General features: G+C 23.4%; 28 protein-coding genes, 1 rRNA gene and 1 pseudogene. 1 reads left to right on the forward strand and 29 read right to left on the reverse strand.

Annotated elements, in window-relative coordinates; translation table 4 throughout:
* The 3 genes from SPIRDC1_RS05100 to rpmF form a co-directional block, all read right to left on the reverse strand.
* Window positions 1-104: ribosomal RNA gene (locus SPIRDC1_RS05100) — 16S ribosomal RNA — on the reverse strand; the annotation flags it as partial.
* Between the two features lie 245 nt (window positions 105-349).
* Window positions 350-3,370, reverse strand: a complete 3,021-nt coding sequence (locus SPIRDC1_RS05105; RefSeq protein WP_174480846.1) for a DEAD/DEAH box helicase family protein — start codon at window positions 3,368-3,370, stop codon at window positions 350-352.
* Window positions 3,371-3,544: 174 nt separating this feature from the next.
* Window positions 3,545-3,754, reverse strand: coding sequence for a 50S ribosomal protein L32 (gene rpmF, locus SPIRDC1_RS05110; RefSeq protein ID WP_174480847.1), 210 nt, complete (start codon window positions 3,752-3,754; stop codon window positions 3,545-3,547).
* Between the two features lie 729 nt (window positions 3,755-4,483).
* Between rpmF and SPIRDC1_RS05115 the strand changes: the two genes are divergently transcribed.
* A complete protein-coding gene (locus tag SPIRDC1_RS05115; protein ID WP_233214987.1) occupies window positions 4,484-4,861 on the forward strand; it encodes a hypothetical protein in 378 nt (125 codons plus the stop codon).
* Between the two features lie 55 nt (window positions 4,862-4,916).
* Here the strand turns inward: SPIRDC1_RS05115 and SPIRDC1_RS10595 are convergent.
* The 26 genes and pseudogenes from SPIRDC1_RS10595 to SPIRDC1_RS05240 form a co-directional block, all read right to left on the reverse strand.
* A pseudogene (locus SPIRDC1_RS10595) lies at window positions 4,917-5,095 on the reverse strand (IS256 family transposase); the annotation flags it as partial.
* A 314-nt stretch (window positions 5,096-5,409) separates the two neighbouring features.
* Complete coding sequence (deoC, locus tag SPIRDC1_RS05120; protein ID WP_233214988.1) at window positions 5,410-6,087, reverse strand: deoxyribose-phosphate aldolase; 678 nt, start codon at window positions 6,085-6,087, stop codon at window positions 5,410-5,412.
* A gap of 126 nt (window positions 6,088-6,213) precedes the next feature.
* A complete protein-coding gene (locus SPIRDC1_RS05125) occupies window positions 6,214-7,209 on the reverse strand; it encodes an IS3 family transposase (RefSeq protein WP_174479968.1) in 996 nt (331 codons plus the stop codon).
* A 375-nt stretch (window positions 7,210-7,584) separates the two neighbouring features.
* Window positions 7,585-8,421 carry a hypothetical protein gene (locus SPIRDC1_RS05130; protein WP_174480849.1) on the reverse strand — a complete coding sequence of 279 codons (837 nt, stop codon included), beginning with the start codon at window positions 8,419-8,421 and terminating at the stop codon, window positions 7,585-7,587.
* A gap of 421 nt (window positions 8,422-8,842) precedes the next feature.
* Window positions 8,843-9,163 carry a hypothetical protein gene (locus SPIRDC1_RS05135; protein ID WP_174480850.1) on the reverse strand — a complete coding sequence of 107 codons (321 nt, stop codon included), beginning with the start codon at window positions 9,161-9,163 and terminating at the stop codon, window positions 8,843-8,845.
* A gap of 2 nt (window positions 9,164-9,165) precedes the next feature.
* Window positions 9,166-9,351, reverse strand: a complete 186-nt coding sequence (locus SPIRDC1_RS05140; protein ID WP_174480851.1) for a hypothetical protein — start codon at window positions 9,349-9,351, stop codon at window positions 9,166-9,168.
* A complete protein-coding gene (locus tag SPIRDC1_RS05145) occupies window positions 9,329-9,589 on the reverse strand; it encodes a hypothetical protein (RefSeq protein WP_174480852.1) in 261 nt (86 codons plus the stop codon). Before SPIRDC1_RS05145 ends, SPIRDC1_RS05140 begins: the two co-directional genes overlap by 23 nt.
* Window positions 9,573-9,740 carry a hypothetical protein gene (locus SPIRDC1_RS05150; protein WP_174480853.1) on the reverse strand — a complete coding sequence of 56 codons (168 nt, stop codon included), beginning with the start codon at window positions 9,738-9,740 and terminating at the stop codon, window positions 9,573-9,575. Before SPIRDC1_RS05150 ends, SPIRDC1_RS05145 begins: the two co-directional genes overlap by 17 nt.
* A 10-nt stretch (window positions 9,741-9,750) precedes the next feature.
* Entirely contained in the window at window positions 9,751-10,026 is a 276-nt protein-coding gene (locus SPIRDC1_RS05155) for a hypothetical protein (protein ID WP_174480854.1), read from the reverse strand.
* Window positions 10,027-10,341: 315 nt separating this feature from the next.
* Complete coding sequence (locus SPIRDC1_RS05160) at window positions 10,342-10,692, reverse strand: replication initiation protein (protein WP_174481090.1); 351 nt, start codon at window positions 10,690-10,692, stop codon at window positions 10,342-10,344.
* 909 nt (window positions 10,693-11,601) lie between these two features.
* Window positions 11,602-12,840 carry an IS256 family transposase gene (locus SPIRDC1_RS05165; protein ID WP_174479940.1) on the reverse strand — a complete coding sequence of 413 codons (1,239 nt, stop codon included), beginning with the start codon at window positions 12,838-12,840 and terminating at the stop codon, window positions 11,602-11,604.
* Window positions 12,841-13,074: 234 nt separating this feature from the next.
* Window positions 13,075-13,467, reverse strand: coding sequence for a hypothetical protein (locus tag SPIRDC1_RS05170; RefSeq protein WP_174480855.1), 393 nt, complete (start codon window positions 13,465-13,467; stop codon window positions 13,075-13,077).
* A gap of 252 nt (window positions 13,468-13,719) precedes the next feature.
* On the reverse strand, window positions 13,720-15,654 hold the full coding sequence (locus SPIRDC1_RS05175; RefSeq protein ID WP_174480856.1) for a hypothetical protein: 1,935 nt from the start codon (window positions 15,652-15,654) through the stop codon (window positions 13,720-13,722).
* Window positions 15,655-15,804: 150 nt separating this feature from the next.
* A complete protein-coding gene (locus SPIRDC1_RS05180) occupies window positions 15,805-16,434 on the reverse strand; it encodes a hypothetical protein (RefSeq protein WP_174480857.1) in 630 nt (209 codons plus the stop codon).
* Window positions 16,435-16,542: 108 nt separating this feature from the next.
* A complete protein-coding gene (locus tag SPIRDC1_RS05185) occupies window positions 16,543-16,731 on the reverse strand; it encodes a hypothetical protein (protein WP_174480858.1) in 189 nt (62 codons plus the stop codon).
* Window positions 16,732-16,742: 11 nt separating this feature from the next.
* Window positions 16,743-17,795, reverse strand: a complete 1,053-nt coding sequence (locus SPIRDC1_RS05190; protein WP_174480859.1) for a hypothetical protein — start codon at window positions 17,793-17,795, stop codon at window positions 16,743-16,745.
* Between the two features lie 2 nt (window positions 17,796-17,797).
* On the reverse strand, window positions 17,798-17,989 hold the full coding sequence (locus SPIRDC1_RS05195) for a hypothetical protein (protein WP_174480860.1): 192 nt from the start codon (window positions 17,987-17,989) through the stop codon (window positions 17,798-17,800).
* A 209-nt stretch (window positions 17,990-18,198) separates the two neighbouring features.
* Window positions 18,199-18,537 carry a hypothetical protein gene (locus tag SPIRDC1_RS05200; RefSeq protein ID WP_174480861.1) on the reverse strand — a complete coding sequence of 113 codons (339 nt, stop codon included), beginning with the start codon at window positions 18,535-18,537 and terminating at the stop codon, window positions 18,199-18,201.
* A gap of 287 nt (window positions 18,538-18,824) precedes the next feature.
* A complete protein-coding gene (locus tag SPIRDC1_RS05205; RefSeq protein ID WP_174480862.1) occupies window positions 18,825-19,031 on the reverse strand; it encodes a hypothetical protein in 207 nt (68 codons plus the stop codon).
* 51 nt (window positions 19,032-19,082) lie between these two features.
* On the reverse strand, window positions 19,083-19,598 hold a 516-nt coding region (locus SPIRDC1_RS05210), incomplete at its 5' end, for an IS256 family transposase (protein WP_174481091.1).
* 287 nt (window positions 19,599-19,885) lie between these two features.
* On the reverse strand, window positions 19,886-20,260 hold the full coding sequence (locus SPIRDC1_RS05215; protein WP_174480863.1) for a hypothetical protein: 375 nt from the start codon (window positions 20,258-20,260) through the stop codon (window positions 19,886-19,888).
* 11 nt (window positions 20,261-20,271) lie between these two features.
* A complete protein-coding gene (locus SPIRDC1_RS05220; RefSeq protein WP_174480864.1) occupies window positions 20,272-20,526 on the reverse strand; it encodes a hypothetical protein in 255 nt (84 codons plus the stop codon).
* A 22-nt stretch (window positions 20,527-20,548) separates the two neighbouring features.
* On the reverse strand, window positions 20,549-20,755 hold the full coding sequence (locus tag SPIRDC1_RS05225; RefSeq protein WP_174480363.1) for a hypothetical protein: 207 nt from the start codon (window positions 20,753-20,755) through the stop codon (window positions 20,549-20,551).
* A gap of 1 nt (window position 20,756) precedes the next feature.
* The gene (locus SPIRDC1_RS05230) at window positions 20,757-20,990 is read right to left on the reverse strand and encodes a hypothetical protein (protein WP_174480865.1); all 234 of its coding nucleotides are present in this window, start codon (window positions 20,988-20,990) and stop codon (window positions 20,757-20,759) included.
* On the reverse strand, window positions 20,990-21,259 hold the full coding sequence (locus SPIRDC1_RS05235) for a hypothetical protein (RefSeq protein ID WP_174480866.1): 270 nt from the start codon (window positions 21,257-21,259) through the stop codon (window positions 20,990-20,992). Before SPIRDC1_RS05235 ends, SPIRDC1_RS05230 begins: the two co-directional genes overlap by 1 nt.
* The gene (locus tag SPIRDC1_RS05240; RefSeq protein ID WP_174480867.1) at window positions 21,249-21,389 is read right to left on the reverse strand and encodes a hypothetical protein; all 141 of its coding nucleotides are present in this window, start codon (window positions 21,387-21,389) and stop codon (window positions 21,249-21,251) included. The genes SPIRDC1_RS05235 and SPIRDC1_RS05240 overlap by 11 nt, the downstream gene beginning before the upstream one ends.
* Between the last annotated feature and the right edge of the window lie 12 nt (window positions 21,390-21,401).

Genomic DNA, 21,401 nt, shown 5'->3' on the forward strand with positions numbered 1-21,401 from the left:
TTACTCACCCGTTCGCCACTAAAGTATTGCTACTTTCGTTCGACTTGCATGTATTAGGCATGCCGCCAGCGTTAATCCTGAGCCAGGATCAAACTCTCAATAAAATTGTTTTTGTTAAAAGATGATGTCTGACTTATTTAATTTTTAATAAAAAATTGACGGATTAATTCTTGTTCTATTTAGTTTTCAAAGATCGTTTTTTCTAGTTTGTAACCCATTTATTTTTGGGACAATAACAATAGTACAACATGCCATAATTATTGTCAACCTAATTATCATAAAAAAGCATTATTTTTTTAAAATTAAAATTATTAAAATTTTTTATAAAATTAAAAAAATAAAATATTATTTATTCTATTAAAAATTTAATAGTAATATAATCACTTTTAATTGTTAATTGATATTGACCAATACCAATAAAGTCATACAACTTTAAAGCAAGATTTTTAAATTTTTTATTACAATCATTATTTAAAAATAATATTTTTTCAATATTATTATTTTGTAAATCTTTCACTAATTTTGAATTAATCGTTTTATTTTCTGGTATTGATCAGTAATATTCTTTTGTTAATTTATTATAACTAGTTAATTTACCATAATTTGTTCCATCAATATCTGCAAAAATTACTGATTTATTTTCATTAAATGTCAAATGACCTGCTTGAAAGGCAATAATTTTTAAAGGTCCAAGTTTTTTATTAAAATTAACATGATTAATTGCACATAGTGCCTGATGCACAGTAAATGTTGATTGATAAGATAATAAAGGGTAATCTTGATTAAAATGTTCATTAAGTAATAATGTTTCATAATCTAGTTTATATTTAAGAATAATTTTTAGTTCATTAACAACTAATTTGTTATTTTCAATGAAATTTGTAACTAAACATGGTATTTCATTAAAATTTGGAAAAATACGATTAAATACTTTATTACTTGTAACCTCATATAATAATGATGCTATTAATAAATTGTCATAATGATAATTAATTAATTTAGTATCTAATTCTTGACTTAATCTTAAATAAAAATAATTAACTATTTGATAATCATTTAAAAATAAGAATTGTTTTAAGATATTTTGATTACGATTAGTATCATTATCATGGGTTTGATAATTTTTTATTTTTTTTGCTATTCGTAAATAAAAATCATTTAAAAAATTATAAAATTCTTGAATTGTCAAATCATAATCAATTAATATTTTAAAAATAGCATTATCATTATAAAGTTGATAGTATGATTGAATTACCAAATAAATTTTTTTTCGCGATTGATATCATTGCTTTAAATTAGTTAAAATGACGTTTTGACTTCTTGGTTCTAAAGTAATAGTACATCCATAAGGTAAATTAAAACTATTAGTTAGTTGTTTATTAACATTTATAATATGTGAATTTGAAAGATTTTTAATACCAATCGTTATGTCATATTTTTTATCAATATTAGCAATTAAATCATAAACCTCTAAACAATGTTTAGTTTCTGTTTTTCTCAATCCTCTTCCTAATTGCTGTAAATATACTGTTTTTGAATTAGTTGGTCGTAATAAAATAATAGTATCAATTTCAGGAATATCAATTCCTTCATTAAAAATATTTACTACACATAAATAATTAATAATTCTATTTTTAAAATCATTAATTATTTTACTACGATTAGTTTGATTTTTACTTGTTAAAAAGTCTGATTTTAAGCCCTGATTTTGCAAAAATCTAGCAACAATTTGTGCATGAGTAATGTTAATACAAAAAATTAAACAAATCCGATTACTATAAAATCCAATATAGTCATTAATTACATCTAATAATAACTTATTTCTTGCTTCAGTATTTAATTTTTTAAATAATTGTTGATCATTATTTAAATCAATACCAGTTAAATCAGCAGTAATGTCATCAATACAATAATAATCAAATGGTGATAAAAGTTTTTCATTAATTGCATCTCACAATCGTAATTCATGTGCAAACTCATTATCAAAATAATTAATAATGTTTTTATTATCTTCTCGTTCTGGTGTTGCTGTTAAACCAATAATTTGTTTAGGATGAAAATAATTAAAAATTGTCTGAAAAGTTTTGGCAGCCAAATGATGAGCTTCATCAAAAATAATAATATCAAATTGTTGACGTTTAAACTTATTTAGATGTCTATGTACAGTTTGTACTGTTGCAAATAAATATTGTTCTTGAAAATTATTTTGTTTACTATTTAAAATAGTTGCAAATTTTTTATCATTTATTACTTTTCGAAAAGTAATAATTGCTTGTTCAATAATTTCTCTTTGATGTGCTAAAAATAAAATTGAAGGTTTTTGATTATTATTTTCTTTGATTTGATTTAAATAGTCAAAAGCAGATACTACTGTTTTACCAACACCTGTTGCCATGACAATTAAATGTTTTGTTTTTTTAAGTTTTCTTCTTAACTTTAATTTATTAATTAACGCAATTTGAAAATCATAAAGAAAATAATTAGTTGCTAATCATTGTTCATCTTTTTTATTTACAAGCAATCGATTATATTCAATTCGCGATAGTAATTGTAATCGTTGTTGTTCATCATTTAAATCAACTAAATTATCATTTCATAATTTATAATACTGATTTAAAATATTTTGATATAGTTGCTTATTATCAAATTCATTAATTTTAATATTTCATTCACGACCACTAGCTAAACCTTTTTGTGTTAAATTTGATGAACCAATTATTGCTGAAGAAAAACCTGAATTTCGTTTAAAGATGGCAGCTTTAATATGAATTCTTTCACTACGTTTTTCTAAATTATTTTCAACTTTAACTTTAATATTAGGATACTTTTTTATTATTTTAACTAATGCATATAAATTAACAAATAAAGCCATATCATCAAAAGTAGTAGTAATAAAATTAATAGTAATATTATGATTTAAAGCATAAGTAAATGATGAACGTAACTTATTTATAATTGAATTTGATATAAAAGGATAAATAAAGTATACTTCATCAGAAGTTCTGATTTCCTGATTTAAATGATTAATTAATACTTGTTGGTTTTCATTAGTAAATAGATAATTGTCACTTAATCTAATATTAGAAGTTAAAGGATTATCAATTATACTATCATTTACTTGTAATAAAATGTTATTACTAAATTTATTAGTAGTAAAATTACTTATGATTTGATTTAAAAAATCAATTTTTGCTTCTGGTGATTTAATCGTTTTTAATTGTTCAATTAAAGTATTATTTAATTGTTTAACTAAATAATGATCAATGTCTTTAATTAATTCTTTTTCATCATTAATATGTGATGTTTGGAAATTATTGGTAATATTATCACTAATCTTTAACAATAAATCATAATAGCCCTTATTTTTCATACTCTACACTTCCTAATAATAAATAGTGTCTATTTTAATAAATTATAATCTATATTTTAATATATTATTAACTATTATAAAAAAATTTTGTAAAGTAAAAAACCTCTTATTTATTTAAAATATTATTTTAAATAAATAAGAGGAAGGTAATCTAAGATAAGATATATTCATATTTTATTTTTTTTCTGTTGATGATGTTTTTTCTGCTTGTAATGGATTAGTAATACTTACACCTTTGTATGTCTTGCATTTCATACAGGCATGATGTGATTTAGTAATTGCTCCACAATTTAAACAGTTAGTTGTAGTTGTTGCAGATAAACTATCATGGGCACGACGTGTATTTTTACGCATTTTTGACGTTCTTCTTGCTGGTACTGCCATAGTCTGTTGCCTCCTTACTTTCGTATCTCATAAATTATATATTGATTTATCAGAAAAATCTATTTTTTTTTGATAAGTTTTTTAAATTTTTGGAAATAAAATACTAATAAATCAAATATTTTATTTATTGTTATAAATTAAAAAATATTTTAATTATTTTATAATCCTAAAATAAGTTATTTATAATCGTGTTACATATTTATATTGAAACGAATTATCTATATTTCAGTCTTTTATATCAATTTCTTTTTGAACTTCAGTTAGTTCATTATGTAAGTAATTAATTTCAGCTTTTACTTGCTCAAACATTCTTTCATAAATTTCTAAAATAACATTTTTATTTATATTTTCTATTTTTAATATTCTATTTTCATATTTGGCTAATTCTCTTTTTCTTTTTTAACATTTTTTATTTTGACTAACAGTTGTATTATCAACTTTGATAATTTTTCTTTTAACATAAAATGGAGAAATAAAATCATTTTTATTTATATTTTAAATATTATCACCTTTAATTATACTATTTTCGATTAAAAAAATTTTAATACTATATTTATTAATGTTACTTAAATAAATTTAGATAAAAAAATTGTAACTTTCATTAGTAACTTTTATTGTATATGATTTTTTTAAATTATAAAATTAACAAGGAGTAAAACCAATTATGTCACAACAAAATAAAAACGAACAAAATACTTTCAATCAAAATGAAAAGCAATATTCATCAAATTGAAAAGATGAGATTCCCAATTGTTTAGCATTTGAAGTAGCGAGTATAGAATGACGAAAGCAAATTATATAAAAATTTGAATTGATTATTTTACATTTAAAAATTTGATAGATATTTATGTTTCAAATGTTTCTACAGAAGCTCGTCTTTTTGAAGAACTAAGAAGGTTTCCACGAATTGATACTACTAAATCAAATATTTGACTTACAGATATAGAAACAGGTTTTAACGTTCTTTATAAAAACTTTCCAGAAATAAGAAATTTTTGAACAAAATTACCAACAGATGGATCACAAGGTTTAGTAGTCAAAACAAATAGAGATGGCGATTGAAATAAATGAGATTTTACAGTATACCATCAAAGCAAAGATCTCTAAATAAAAGAATGAAAGAGGTTTTTTAGAAACCTGTACATATTTGTTTTGCAAAGTACTAGTTCAGATTAATTCTATCTTTAAATTTATTATAAATTGAACAATTCCTATTCAAAATTGAAATGAATTGTTCAATTTTTGTTATATTTTAATTACTAAGTAAAATATTTTGAAAACTGCCATATCATTAAGAAAGACTTTTTTATTTCTAATAACTTTTCGTAATTGATGATTAATTATCTTTGCTTAGTAAATTCAATGTTAAATATTTTTAAACAGTATTATTTTCAATAATTTTCCTATCAAAATCAATCTTTTTTAAAAAATAATATAAGCATTTTTCAAAAATAATTTTGTCTATTAAAGAAAAAACTTCTTTAAAAACAATCCTTAAATATCAATTTTTATCAAAATTATTAGTTTTCATAAATTGATTTTAATTATTTAAAGATAATAAATAAATGAAGTAATGATTATTGTTTTCTCATTTTCTATTTTAGATATTTTGTTCTTTCTTTTATATTTAGTATATAATTGTTGATTTACATTAATTAATAACCACCCTTAGTTTCTTGTCCTGAAATAATAGCAACACCATTACTAGTACCAATTCTAGTAGCACCAGCATTAATCATCGCCATTGCATCATCTTGATTTTTAATACCACCAGAAGCTTTAATTGCAACATGAGGACCAATATTTGCTTTCATCAATTTAATATCAGCAACCGTTGCACCACCATTAGCAAAACCAGTTGAAGTTTTAATAAAATCTGCTTTTATTTTAGTTACTAACTGACAAGCAATAATTTTTTGTTCTGTTGTTAATAAACTACATTCAATTATTACTTTTAAAATAATATTTGACGGACATGCATTACGCACTGCTTGTAGATCTTGCAATATAAGTTTTTGATCATTATCCTTTAGTGCACCAATATTAATAACAACATCAATTTCTTGAGCACCATCTTTAATCGCACTAATTGTTTCTGCTACTTTAGTTTGTGTAGTATTGGCACCCAATGGAAAACCAACCACTGTACATACTTTAACATTACTATTTTTTAATAAAGTAACAGCACGATTAACATAAAATGGATTAATACAAACTGCTTTAAAATAATAAGTTTTAGCTTCTTTACATAATGTATCAATCATTGATAATGTTGCTTCTGGTTTTAATAATGTATGATCAATATATTCATTTAAATTAATATTACTTTTCATAAACTTCAACTCCTAATTCATTTTCACTTTTAATAATTGCTTCAATAACTTCAAGATTCATTAAACTATGATTTAAGGTGGTTGGTGGTTAGCCCTAAATACTGGACCACTTTTGGATAGACAGTTTTAAATTTTTATTTGTGAAATTGGTGGTTTTAGAAATTTAGAATGTATTCTTTCGTAATTATAAAACATAATATATTGGTTTACATCATTTATAGCTTCATTGAGAGAAAAATATTGATTTGAACCTTTAGGTAGTCATTCTTGAGATAAATGAGAAAATCAGTTTTCAGATATTACATTGCCACCAATATCATAAGGTTGTTTTTTGCTTAAAATTATTTGCTTATCAGCAGCTCAATTTGTGATGTCTTGACAATAAAATTCGTTGGCGTTATCTGAGTGTAAAATAACGTTTTTTACTTGGTTTCAAGAGAATTGTTGATTTATTTTTTCAAGTGCAGGAAGGATTAAATCTTGATAGGATTTGTTTGAACATGTATTATAGCTTACAATATTATTTGAATAAAAATCAATAATTACAAAAAGATATAATCAACCTTCTTTAGTATTTATTTGTTTAGTGTCCATTGATCAAATTTGATTTGAAGAGGTTGTACTTTTATAATCTTTGTTTACTTTATCCATTGTAGGTATTCACTTATTTGGATTTTTTTTGTTTTTAGGATAGTTATTTTTAGTTTGTTTTAATCCTTGAAGATTGTGATCTTTCATAATTTTTCGCATTTGTTTTGTTGATAATTCTAGATTTAAAATAATATGTTTGTATTGTTTTAATCATTCTTTAAATGCTGAAAAAATTCGTAAATAGCCATAAATTTGTCCTTTTCTTGTAAAATGAAATTCAAGTAAAAGTTGGCATAATTCTTGATATTTATGTGTACAATTACTAATTTGATTTTTTTCTTTTTTAATAGGGTTTTGTTTGTTTTTTACAAAATAATATGTTGATCGGTTTAGTTGAAGATGTTGGCAAAGATATCTAATTGAATATTGGTTTTTGCTATCATCAATAATTTGAATTTTTTGTTTGATATTTAACTTGTTAATTACTAATGCTATTTGTTTAATTTTATCCATTATTAAAAATCCTTTCATGTCAAAATTAGTGTTAATTGTATAACACAATTGTTTTTCGAATACATTCAAGTTTTTTTTAAATTAATGGTCTAGTAAAAAGGGCTAAGTAGCTATTTTCAAATAATAATTTTTGATTACATATTTCAAAATTTCGTCTAAGATTTGTATGATAATCATCAATATTTTTACTTGTAAATAATATTTCTATTCATTTTTTACCTGACAGAAATTTGCCATCTTTATTGCTAAAAATTAGATCATAATTGCTTTGACTTATTAACTTTAAATTATTTTTAAATAAATTTTGAACATCAAAAAAAACCTTACTATCATACTTGTTGATTTTTGGATATATTTCTTTTTTAGGGTTTAACCTTACAAAATTATTAATTTTTACATTTGTGGTGACTTTGGTTTATATCCGCTTGTTGAAGGTTGATTTTGTAAATCTGTTGAATTTATTGATTCTCCAATACCTTCATCATCAAAAGAGTTTAGACTTATGTCTTCAAAACCATCAGTTTCTATATTTTCACTTTCTAAAAAAGATTTGTCTCTTTTTACATCCATATATAGTGTTTTAGCTATATTTGTTAATACTTTAACGCGTTTTTCACAAACAGTTCCATTTGCTTTTATTTCTCGTAATTTAATTTCAAATTCACTAAATCAAGCACTATATTCATTTAATTTAAGAATTCTATGATTTTTATTTTGAAAATAATCATCTAAAATAATTTTTCATATTTTATTTTCAATATCTCGTATTTCTCTATCTTCTTTTGATAAACTTAATCCTTTCATTTTATTTTTAAATTCTGCTGTTAATAATTCACATCTTTTCAATTCTAATTTTTTAACTTTCTCAATTTTTTCTTCTTTAAAAAGAAGTAGAATTTGTATTTTATCATTAATTATTTGCATTTCTTTTTCATATTTATTTATTAATTTTTCTTTTTTACTTTCATTGGCACTATTAATATTTTTTGCAATTTTATCTCTTATTTTATATTTTTTTCTTAATTTTTCATCTAATTTGGGTAATATATTATATAATAATTCTAATTCTTCAACAAATTGAAAATTATTATTATCTTTATATTTTGTCCTATATAATTGGCTTTGTTTTGAATTTTTTAACTGTTCTTGCTTTATTTTTTTATTAAAAAGATTATATCAATCATTTATTTCTTCTGAATTAACTAATTTTAATATTTTTTCTGTGTTCATATATTTTAATTCCTATTTTATTTTTTATTTCAATTTTAAAAAAACCTATTAACTTTAATTCAAAGTTAATGGGTTAAAAACTAATATTTAGTTCTTCTTATTTTTTAACAAATTTTATAAATTAAGCAATCTTTTTTTAAAAAAAAATAAAAAAAGTTCGCAAATAAAAATTTGGAACTAAATTTTTTAGGGATTATTTGAAATTTGTATTTATTTAAGAACCTGTTTAACTTTCCAAAAAAATTTATTTTTTATAAATATTTTTTGGGAAATTTTCACTTGATATTGACAATTAAAATAAAATTAAAATAAAAAATCGTTACTGATGCTACCTTGGAAGCCACACCAGTAACTAGATAATTGTACAATAAAAATATTAGTTAGTGAACCAGAAATAATATTTTTATTTTGACATTATACTTTATTTTTTGTTGTTAATATTTTTTTGATATTCTTGATTAATACATTTTCTAACAAAACTTGATAGTTTAGCACCTGTCATTTGTGTTATAAATTTCATTTTTAATATATCATTTTCGTATAAAGTAATGTTAACATTTTTAACTTTCTGATTTTCAGAATTTTCAGTAATAACATCATAATGATTTATATTAGATTTACTTTCATGTATAAAAGGATTATTAATATTTAATGTTTGATTTAATTTATTTTCTTTTATCTTATTAAAATTTATTTCTGTGCGGTCTACATTTAATGTTTTTTCAAATAGATTTTTACCCATTATTAAATTACTCCTTTTTTTATTAATTCGTCATTGATTTTTTGAATTGGATTACCTAATTTTTCTAATCTTTTTAAATTCATTATAGTTTTTTTAGAAATAACAGCTTTTTCAATAATTGCATATTCTTTAATATGATTTTTTAATACTTGTTTTGGGAAAGCATTAATTACATAAATACATATCAAAATCTCCTGCTTCGTGTTTTATTTTTTCACTTAAAGTTTTAATATAAAATTGTCATTCTTGATTGTCAGTTTTTAATCAAATAGTTTCACTTATAAGTTTTTCTAAATCTCATACTTGAAAAACTAACATGCCAGTTTGAGAAATAAAATAAGCATTGCACTTATCATTAAATTTATTTTTCTTTAATCAGTTTTGATAAGTTGATAAAAGTTCTAATTCTTTATTTGATAATTGCATTATTATCGCCCTCTTTTCTTTTTCATTCATTGTTTAAAAAAACTATTTCTTTTTTACTATGTTCGCTACAAAGATACATATCAAATTTCACTAATTTAAATTTAGTTTTAATTACAACAGTTGGTCTTCTATAACAATAATTAGATTTCATGATTGCACCCCTAAACATGTTGAATTGGGTGATACTCTATATGTTTTTTCTCACAATCCAATTTATATTCTGCTTCTTTTATTTCACAATTAATTTCTTGTTCTGTCTTGCTACTTCATTCAATTAATTTTTTATTTATACATTTATTTCAGTTTCTTCTTTCTTTTAATAATCTATTGGCATTAACATATCTTGTTCCTAAATTTTTATTAAGATTATTTTCATCTCTAATCTTGACTTCATATAAATCATTATTAAATGTTCCATAATTATGTAATTTTTTCATAAAAAATATCTTCCTTTCAAAGTAGTTTTAAAAATAAAAATCGTAACCAGTATAGGTTACAACTCAATTACTTTTAAACTTCCTTATGAAAAAGAAAGATATAAAATATATTTTTATAGATAGGTCTCTATAGTGATCGGGTGTACCTATTTAGTATTTAATTTTTATAATTTATAATTTAAATTTATCACATTTATTTTAAATTGCAAATAAAAATAAAAAATCGTTACCAATGCCACCCGATCAAAGACCGCACCGATAACTTAATAATTATATCGTAAATAAAAGAAAATTTAATACTTAAATTTCTAATTTTTAATCATTATAATCCCAAACTACTTCATCAGAATTATCACTTAAAACAATAGAATTGCTATTTCATTGCAATTTAGTAATATTTGTTAAATTAGAAGTTTTAATTTTATTTAAGTTACTCTTAATTCTTAATTGTTTATTAAAATTAAATTCTATATATTCAACCTTAATTTGTTTTTTGATTTTTTTAATTATTAAATTTTTAAATAACACTTTTAATTCATTATTAATTGGTTTTAAAACACGCTTATCAATATCACACATATTATAATTTTTGGGAATATCTAATAAATTTCTAAAATCATTAATTTTGATTTTACAAAAACCAGTTGATCGAAACTTTTTTAATAACCTATAACAATAAGTTTAATCCAACAAAAATTAAGTTATGATAGTAATAACGAAAAATATTTAATTATTGCCGATGATTCATTAATTACACCCGATAATCTCTTTAAAAATAAATTATTAATTACAGGTTCTACTTCAAAAAAATATAAAGCAAGAAATGAGCATGCTCAGCATTTTTACAAGAATTAGGATATACATCTGGTAATGAAAATCAGGATTATTCAAGTTATGATGTTAATGAAATTAGTAATTTAATTGCAAAAGTTAGAAATAGTAATCTAGGCAAAATTACAGAAAATAATGAAAATGACTTTCAAGTTAGTGACGGTACTTGTCAAATTGATATTGTAAACAAAGATGACAAAATTGATAAACTTATTACATCTTATACTATCAATACAAGCAAAAATAATCAATTAGGTATTAATAATATAATTATTACTAATATTATATTTAATAAAAGTACTTTAAAATTAACAACAGAAGAAGGTTTTAGACAAGGTAATCCGATTACTAGTTTTAAATTAAAATTTAAAAGTAATGATAAACAAAAACAATTTGATGAACTAATTAAAATACTAAATACAAAAATTTCTACACAATTTTTTAGTGATAGTAACACTTGAACACCAGTAACAGAAAATTTTCCAAACTCAAAAGTTTTTTAGAAATCCATTTTGGTAATGTAAGTATCCATAGAATTGATTGTGGAATAGCTCCTACAGAATAAATAGAATAAATTAAATTTGATTTTCATTACTTTCAAAATCAACTTTCAACAACCTTACTTAAATAAAATTCTTCAATAATATAAATAAACATACAAAAAAAGTTATCAGAAATGATAACTTTTTTGTAAATAAATTAAGAGGCTTTTTAGTAATCTGTGTTTCTTTGTTTTACAAAGTACTAGTTCAGATTAATTCTGTCTTCAAATTTTATCATAAAATGAGCAATTGCTGTATTTCAATTTTGAATAGGCAATGTTCATTTTTTTGTGATATTTTCAATTGCTAAGTAAAAAATTTTAAAAACTGCCATATCATTAGGAAAAACTTTTTTATTTCTAATAACTTTTCGTAATTGGCTATTAACAGATTCAATAGCATTTGTAGTATAAATTACCCTTTTAATTTCTGCTGGATAACTAATAAAAACCATTAAATTTTCTCAATTTTTATATCAAGATTTAGCAATTTGTGGATATTGTTTATTTCATTTACTTTCAAATGATTCTAAAGCTTGCATTGCTTGTTCTTCACTACATGCTGTATAAATTGGCTTTAAATCGATAACTAGAGACTTTCGATGTTTGTATGAAACATATTTTAAGCTATTTCTAATTTGATGAACTATGCATAATTGATGTTCAGTTTTAGGATAAACTGATTGTATTGCCTCTGACATGCCTGTTAAATTATCACTACAAGCAATAAGAATATCATTTAAGCCTCGATTTTTCATTTCTGTAAAATTATTTAATCAGAATTTAGCACCTTCATTTTCACTAATTCATAAACCTAAAACATCTTTTTTACCTTCTAAATCAACTCCTAAAGCTATATAAACTGATTTGTTAATAATACGTTTATCCTGACGTACTTTAACTACGATACAATCAAAATAAATGATTGGATAAACACTATCTAATGGACGATTTTGCCATGCTTTGACATCATCAATGACATCATCAGTAATTTGACTAATTACGCTTTCGCTAATATCTGCGCCATCATATAACTCTTGCAACTGCATTCTAATATCTGATAAAGTCATACCTTTTGCATATAGTGAAAGAACTTGTTGATCAAAACCATCAAATCTTCTCTGTCTTTTTGTGATTATTACTGGTTCAAAATTACTATTACGATCTCTTGGTACATCAATTTCAATTTTACCTTGTTGAGTTATTAATTTTTTTGATGTTGTACCATTACGAACATTGTCATTATTACTGCGTTGATTTCTTTCGTGTCCTAAATAATTTTGCATCTCAGAATTCAACATTTTTTCTACCAATCGTTTAGTTAATTCTTTATATAAGCCTCCCTCTTTAAAAACTGTTGTTAAATCCTCAGTATTTTCTAATAATAAATCTACTGCTTTTGATATTGGATCATTGTTATTAAGATTATCTTTTTTAGCCATCTGTAACTCACTCTTTCTAGATATATAAATTATATTTACTAGAATTAATTAAACATAGTTATTTTTGTAAGTCACACAGATTACTAAACATTCCCTAAATTAAATAGTAATCTTATATAATTACTTCAATTATATTAATTTACTATAACTTGTATTGGGTTTATTACTATCATTATACTTTTTTTTCATGATTAACAATACTCTTAATGTTATTGAAATTATTTTTTTGTTGTTCTAAAATTCTATTTTTTTATCTTTTTCTATCCTTAATAAATTCATTTCAGATTTTAAATTGTTTTTTTCTTGTTCTTGATTTTTAATTAAAAATTCTAAGTTAATAATTTTTCCTTCAATATATTTAATATGTCTTCAATGAAATGTAATTTTTTCTCTCATTGCTCTATTTTCTTGACAATTTCCACTTTTTTCTAAACATGGTGAAGATAATAATTTTTTATGTTCTAAATCTTCTCTTTTAAGTTCTTCTAAATAATTAGATACTTGTCTTTGATTATCACTTATATTTTTGATAAAAGTTGCTAAATTACTTTTAATAATAGCCATTTTTTGTTCAATTAAACTTATTTCTATATTTAATATATTTATTTCTTGCTCTCTATTCATCATTTTTTTCCTTTCAATCTAAACTTATTTATTTTAAAATAAAAACTATATTAAGTTTATAATAATTATAAATTAATAATTATTAATTTTAATTTTTAAACTTACTTTGTATATCCTTTTTTAGTTATTTACTTAATTTATATAAAAAGATATTAAAAATGAGAGTATTATCTCTCATTTATCTTTTTAATAAAAATTAATATTTCAAAATTATATGATTAACAGTAAAACTAAATAAATATAATCTGTTAAATTCTAACTAAAGGTTACACCTTGCAAGTTAATATTCCATAGTCGATCACGGAAACATTTAACTGTATCAATGCTTCAATTAATGCTTACATAAACATTTTCTTCGTCATGTCAAATATGAATATAACCATGTAATTCAAGAAAGGCTCCTCAAAATCCACCATCATAATAATAACTAAGCTCAAATATATTTTTGTTTCTATAATTATTAATATCATTAGTACTAATACTTAATTGCGAACCTTTTAATTTTTGATCAGTATAAGTATTACAATAAAGACTAAAATACGAATTATCACCAAAACTTAATTTACTAAACTTATTAGAAAAACTATCTCAATCTGGTGCATAATTTGTTCAATTAGATAATAGAGTAATATCGGGGCTGGTTCAAGTACTTTTTAATGAACCAACACTATTAGTTTCACTATAATTATAATTTAGTTGATCATTATTAATACTACTACTATCAATAGTAAAATCAGCAACTATCTTCCCTTTATAAATAATTTCATCACCACTAATAGTTACTTGTTGATTAGTAATATCATTTTCACTAAATTTAATTGCATCTAACTTTACATTTGGATTACTTTTACTAATCGCAGTTTTAATTTCTTCAATATTTGGTTTTGATAATCCATTAGTTTTAATTGTTCCTAAATTTAAATTTTTAAAAACATCACTTAAAAGTTCTGTTTTATCACAATCATAAGTAACAACAATACTATCATTGCTATAAAATTTACCATCACCATTAATAACTGCACTATTATCAGTAATTTTATCAACTATAATTTTGCTTACATCAAGATTATAGTTAGCGGTTTTAAGTGCTGAAATTAATTGTCCTTTACTTGGTTTGTTTTGTCCAGGAATATTAAAAGTTGGTAATTTATTATTTAAAACACTATTGAAATCAATAAGTAAATTATCAATTACTACATTAGGACCAGTGTATACATATTGATTAATAGATTTAATAGTAACACTATTATTTTGCAACGTTACTTGAATAGCATTCATATTTAAGCTTCAATATTGTTTTTTCAATGCACTATTAACATCTTCTAAAGTTATTACTTTTCCTATAATAGCAATTTTATCTAATCCCTTATTAATAACGTCTTTAAGAGCAATTCTAATATCAATATTTAAATTTAGTATTACTTTACCAGTATATTTTTTTTGATTTGTACTAGTAATAGTGGCACTATTAGTAGCAGTAATTTCTATTGCAATAAAAGAAGTATCTAACTTTTCTTGGTAAGTATCACGTAATGCTCTCATTACATCATTATTTGATGGTATATCATGACCGTTGGTCTTAACCGTTAAATCTTTTTTATTAATAATAGTACTTAAATCAACACTATCATTAGTACTAAATGTAACTGTTACCTTACCAGTATAAAGAGCAATAACATCATTACCCGTAATACCTGTAATAGTTGCTTCTTTATTAGAAATAATGTCAATTTTAAGACGATCCATTTCTAAATTAGAATATTTTTCTTGAATACGACTGTAAACAGCTTCCACAGTAGGTTTTTGACCATTAGTACTAAAATTACCAATGGATGCTCCATCAACAATTATTGTTCTAATATCAATAGTTTGGATTTGATAAGTAATTTTAATTTTATCTTGATTATAAAAAATACCATCACCAACAACAAAAGCATAATTAGTGGTTTTATTAATAATTTTAATATTATCAGTATGAAGTTCATGATTTAAAATAAATAGTTGTGATTTTAATTCATAATCTGTAGGTATTGTTCCTCGATGTTCCTCTGGTACAATTTTTAAATCTGTTTGTGTTAAATCTTTTTTTAAATCTTTTTTGAATATAGTTAGATTATTACATGCCGTTGTACTAGCAGTGACTGCACTTGATAATAATAATGCACCCATAAATGATAATTGTTTTTTCATATATATACCTCATTTAAATATTGTAAAAAATTAATAATTATTCAAGTATATAGGGGCGTTGCCCCTAGTTGCTTCGCAACTCACCCCAGTGGCGTAAACGCCACGGCCAACCAACCAAGGTTCTGGTTGGCTTTGACCAATAATATAGGTTTACTCTATTTTAACATCTTTCTTATTTTTCTTAGAATATTTATTTCTATAATAACAAGTACGGCATACAGTATTTTCAGTTTCTTTCTTTTCAGTTTGTAATATATTATCCAACTTATCTAATCCTACTGCTCTAATATCATCAACAGTAAAATCTAATGCTTGTGACTGTTCATAGTCTTTAACAGTACTTAATTCACTCTTTAAAGAATGAATATAATTTAAAGCACGACTATTGTACCTTTGTAAATAAGACCTAGGAAATCATAAACTAAAAGTCATAGTTTCACCACTATAACTAGGTGGTAATCCACCACGTTTAATTATTCGCTTTGTTTGTCTTTTAGATAATACAACTTTATTATAGTCATCAACATTAGTATAAATATTTAATTTAAACTTAACTAAAAATAACAAAATACGCATTCTTTTAACTTGCACAATATACTCTACTTTTTCACGTGCTTGTTTTGGTATTCTATCGGGGTGTTGTTCAATCATATACATAATTCCATTAAAATTATGACCTATTAATTTACAAAACATTCCTAAACTTTCTTGTATTTCTTTAAATTCGGGTGACAAATCATTACTATTAATTTTTAAACCTAATTCATCAAAAACAAGCATATCATTCTCTTTAAAAGCATAATTACTATTTAATTGATTAAATTTAAAAACATCATCATAAGAACAACGATAACTATACTCATTACGAACTTTAATAGGAATAGGACTTTACACTACCCTACCCTTATGTTTTTGTGCTAAACAACAAGCAAGAGCAGATTTACCAGTACGTGGTGGTGCTGAAATAATATAACTACCTACACGTTGTAATATCTTTATATTTTTTCTAGTTATTAAAAACGGATACAGTATTATTAATAATAAAACTCCTAAAAGGACATAACCATATCAAGGCATTATTTCAACTCCTAACCAACTAAAAATCCTACTGCTTTTAAAAATACTCATAAAGTTAAAACTTGTTCTAAACCACTAGTAAAATCAACATTTAAAACAGAACTAATAGTATCATCAAAAATACGTCTCAATAATCCATCAAGTTTAGTAAAAAATTGTCTTAATGGTTCAACTGGTAAAACTTTACCAACAACACCATAAAGTACTCATCTAAAAGCATTACGCAAATGACCAAAAACATCATATCAACTAACACGTTCATACTGAGGGTTAAAAGGACTATTTGGTGGGACTGGTGTTACTTTCTCACTTGAAAAAATATTAATTTGACCAAAATTTAACCGTGGTGACATATGTGAAAATGAATCACCATGAACATCAAAAAATACTGTTAAATGTCTTAAATTTGGAACACGAATAGGGATAGTAACAAAATTATACAAATCTTGTTGATAAATATCATTATCAACCTTACCTTTAAAAACATACTTTGTATCACCAACATTATCTAAAAAACTAAAAACAAAATTAGCAGTAAAAGTTTTAAAATATTCATATTCAAAATAAAACATAAAACCTTGAATATAAAAACTTAAAGGTTTATCAATTTCAAAATTTAACTGTGTTTGAAAATTTATAACTCTCCTATCATTATTAACAAAATTCAAACGATTAGTATTCTTTTCTGCAACATAATTATGATTAAACATAATACGTGAAAATTCATCCAATTGTTTTCTATTAAAAGTATAAACACCAGACCCCATATTTATCTCTTGTGACGGAACACCAACTGTATCACTATAATAAGAACATACATAAGTACCTTGATTACCAATAAATTCACCACTTACTAATTTTAAATCTGGTTGGTCAACATCAAAATAAGCAGAATTTCATGGAATTGTTGCTCAATCATCAAAACTATGGTATTTAACATGTTTAACCATTTCTTTTGTAATATCATAATTAACAACATTAGGGTCATTTGAAGCAATTAAACTAGTCGCTGCTTGAACAGAAGTATTTACAACAAAAAATAATTTAGCAAACTTAAATCACATAATTATTTACCAAATAAACATTTTAAAATTCACCATGAACCATAAAATAAAACAAATCCAATAAAAAACTGAGTTCCATAAACTACTAAATTTCATAAAATAGTAGTAAATTGGTCAACCGGACTACCTATAAACATAGTTCAATAATCAACTATACATTGATGTATTTTATTGTAAATTTCTAAAACACTCATACTTAACACCTACCCAAATAATGACCTAAAAACAAATTTAATACTACGATGAATAAAATTAAAAAATACACCTAATACCAACCAAAAAGTTAAATTAAACAAAATATAAACTTCATTAGTAATATTTGGTTGATTTAAAAATATTTGAATATCTTTACTAGAAAATATAAAAATAAAATGTAATATACTAACAACAAAACTAGACATAACTATTCACCATATTTAAGTCTTACGTAATTAGCACGTCGTTCCATTCTTTCTTTAACTTCTTTTTGTTCCAATTTTCTTAAATGATGTTTGGCAATACTTGTACCAACAACATTATTTACATTACTAGCAAAACGACCAATAGTTTTAATATTACGTCTTAATGCTAATGTTGGTAACATCAACTCAGGTAAAATAACCCTAAATGCAAATCTAAGCAAAATCAAAAATATCATTAATGTACCTAAATTAAAACCTAAATCACCAAGTGGAAAACTAAAAAACTTCATAAAAATTGAAGCAAATAATTGCATAACAGTTGTAATAAAAGGTATAAACATAATTTCACATCCTAATGTCTTGTAAATCTAAATAATCCTAAAATTAAATAAAATACAAAACTAACATTTATTAAGGCAAGAATAGCCAAAAGAAAAGTGTATAAACTATCATAAAAAAACGACTTAATAAAAAGTGTCACAGTATGTAACCCAGCAAAAGAACTTAAATACTGCATATAAATAGTTTGTACCAATGTATTAACAACCGGTAAAAGTCTACCTAATAAAGGTAAAACAAAAACCAAACTAAAAAATAACTTTACCATTTGCTTACTCCTTTCTAATTACTAATGAGTTCCATGGATAATATGACCAACAAACTGCTTAATAAATACAAGAACCATAAATACAATTGAAATTAACACTGGTCAATTTGTAAGTGTTCCACCATCACCAGTAGTAAATACTCAACCAAAAATATAAGTAAAAGCATTTAATAATTGTTGTCCTACACCACCTATCATGGTTAATAATGCTGATAGTCCAGCGGGCATATTAATCACCGAGGCTTTTTAGTAATCTGTGTTTCTTTGTTTTACAAAGTACTAGTTCAGATTAATTCTGTCTTCAAATTTTATCATAAAATGAGCAATTGCTGTATTTCAATTTTGAATAGGCAATGTTCATTTTTTTGTGATATTTTCAATTGCTAAGTAAAAAATTTTAAAAACTGCCATATCATTAGGAAAAACTTTTTTATTTCTAATAACTTTTCGTAATTGGCTATTAACAGATTCAATAGCATTTGTAGTATAAATTACCCTTTTAATTTCTGCTGGATAACTAATAAAAACCATTAAATTTTCTCAATTTTTATATCAAGATTTAGCAATTTGTGGATATTGTTTATTTCATTTACTTTCAAATGATTCTAAAGCTTGCATTGCTTGTTCTTCACTACATGCTGTATAAATTGGCTTTAAATCGATAACTAGAGACTTTCGATGTTTGTATGAAACATATTTTAAGCTATTTCTAATTTGATGAACTATGCATAATTGATGTTCAGTTTTAGGATAAACTGATTGTATTGCCTCTGACATGCCTGTTAAATTATCACTNACCGGACTACCTATAAACATAGTTCAATAATCAACTATACATTGATGTATTTTATTGTAAATTTCTAAAACACTCATACTTAACACCTACCCAAATAATGACCTAAAAACAAATTTAATACTACGATAAATAAAATTAAAAAATACACCTAATACCAACCAAAAAGTTAAATTAAACAAAATATATACTTCATTAGTAATATTTGGTTGATTTAAAAATATTTGAATATCTTTACTAGAAAATATAAAAATAAAATGCAATATACTAACTACAAAATTAGACATAATTAATCACCAATACCAAAATCACGAGTTGAACTACCAGTAAACTTATTACCGCCAGCACCACCTTTAAACTTACCTTGTTGTTTATTTCTTGTTTTTACTTTTTCAACACGTCTTTGATAACTCTTAGCAATTTGTTGACCAGTACCAACACCCAAAAAAACAGAACTTTTACCAATGAACTTAACAGCATATCCTAAACCTAATGTTGGTAACATCAATTCGGGTAAAATAACCCTAAATGCAAATCTAAGCAAAATCAAAAATATCATCAACGTACCCAAATTAAAACCTAAATCACCAAGTGGAAAACTAAAAAACTTCATAAAAATTGAAGCAAATAATTGCATAACTGTTGTAATAAAAGGTATAAACATAATTTCACATCCTAATGTCTTGTAAATCTAAATAATCCCAAAATTAAATAAAATACAAAACTAACATTTATTAAAGCAAGAATAGGCAAAGGTAAAGTGTATAAACTATCATAAAAAAATGACTTAATAAAAAGTGTCACAGTATGTAACCCAGCAAAAGAACTTAAATACTGCATATAAATAGTTTGTACCAATGTATTAACAACCGGTAAAAGTCTACCTAATAAAGGTAAAACAAAAACCAAACTAAAAAATAACTTTACCATTTGCTTACTTCCTTTCTAATTACTAATGTGTTCCATGAATAATATGTCCCACAAATTGTTTGATAAACACTAATACCATAAATACAATTGAAATTAACACTGGTCAATTTGTAAGTGTTCCACCATCGCCAGTAGTAAATACTCAACCAAAAATATAAGTAAAAGCATTTAATAATTGTTGGCCAACACCACCAATCATATTTAATAATGCTGATAATCCAGCAGGCATATTAATCACCTCCTTTCTCTAATTCTCTTTGTTGTTTTTCCATTTCTAATTTACGTTTCTTTTTTTCAAAATCTTTACGACAAAATATACAATCGGGTTCACTATCATTATCTTTTATATGTTTTTTATGTTTAAATCTTTGTATACCTTCACGTATTCAATTTCTACAAAACCAAAGAATTAAACAAAAACCACCAATATATAACGCATATTTTATAATTTCTTTAAAATCCATTATTTATCACTTCCTTTATCAATATTCTTTTTCTTATTTTTAATTGATTTAATCAAATCTAAAATTGAAAATAAAATACCCATAAAAAATGAAATACCACCAATAAAAAACCAAAATCAACGAATAAAACTCATATCATTATCAATAATTTGCTGAATACCACCAACAAATAACCATAAACCACAACTAGTAAAAACACTAATAAGAATAATATTAACTCAATCAAATTTAGAAATTTTTTTATGTTTTATAACTTCTTTATTTTCCATTATTTTTTACCCCCCCTAATAAAAAATTATCAAAACTCATATTTTCACTTAATCTTTGGTCAAAATTTCTTTTTGCTTTTTTCTTATGCAACTTTTGTCTTGGCATATTTTTTCATTTATCTTTTTTCATAAAATTAATTCA

It is taken from the genome of Spiroplasma endosymbiont of Danaus chrysippus, from assembly GCF_902809815.1.
In the GTDB taxonomy this organism is placed as follows: Bacteria; Bacillota_I; Bacilli_A; order Mycoplasmatales; family VBWQ01; genus Spiroplasma_E.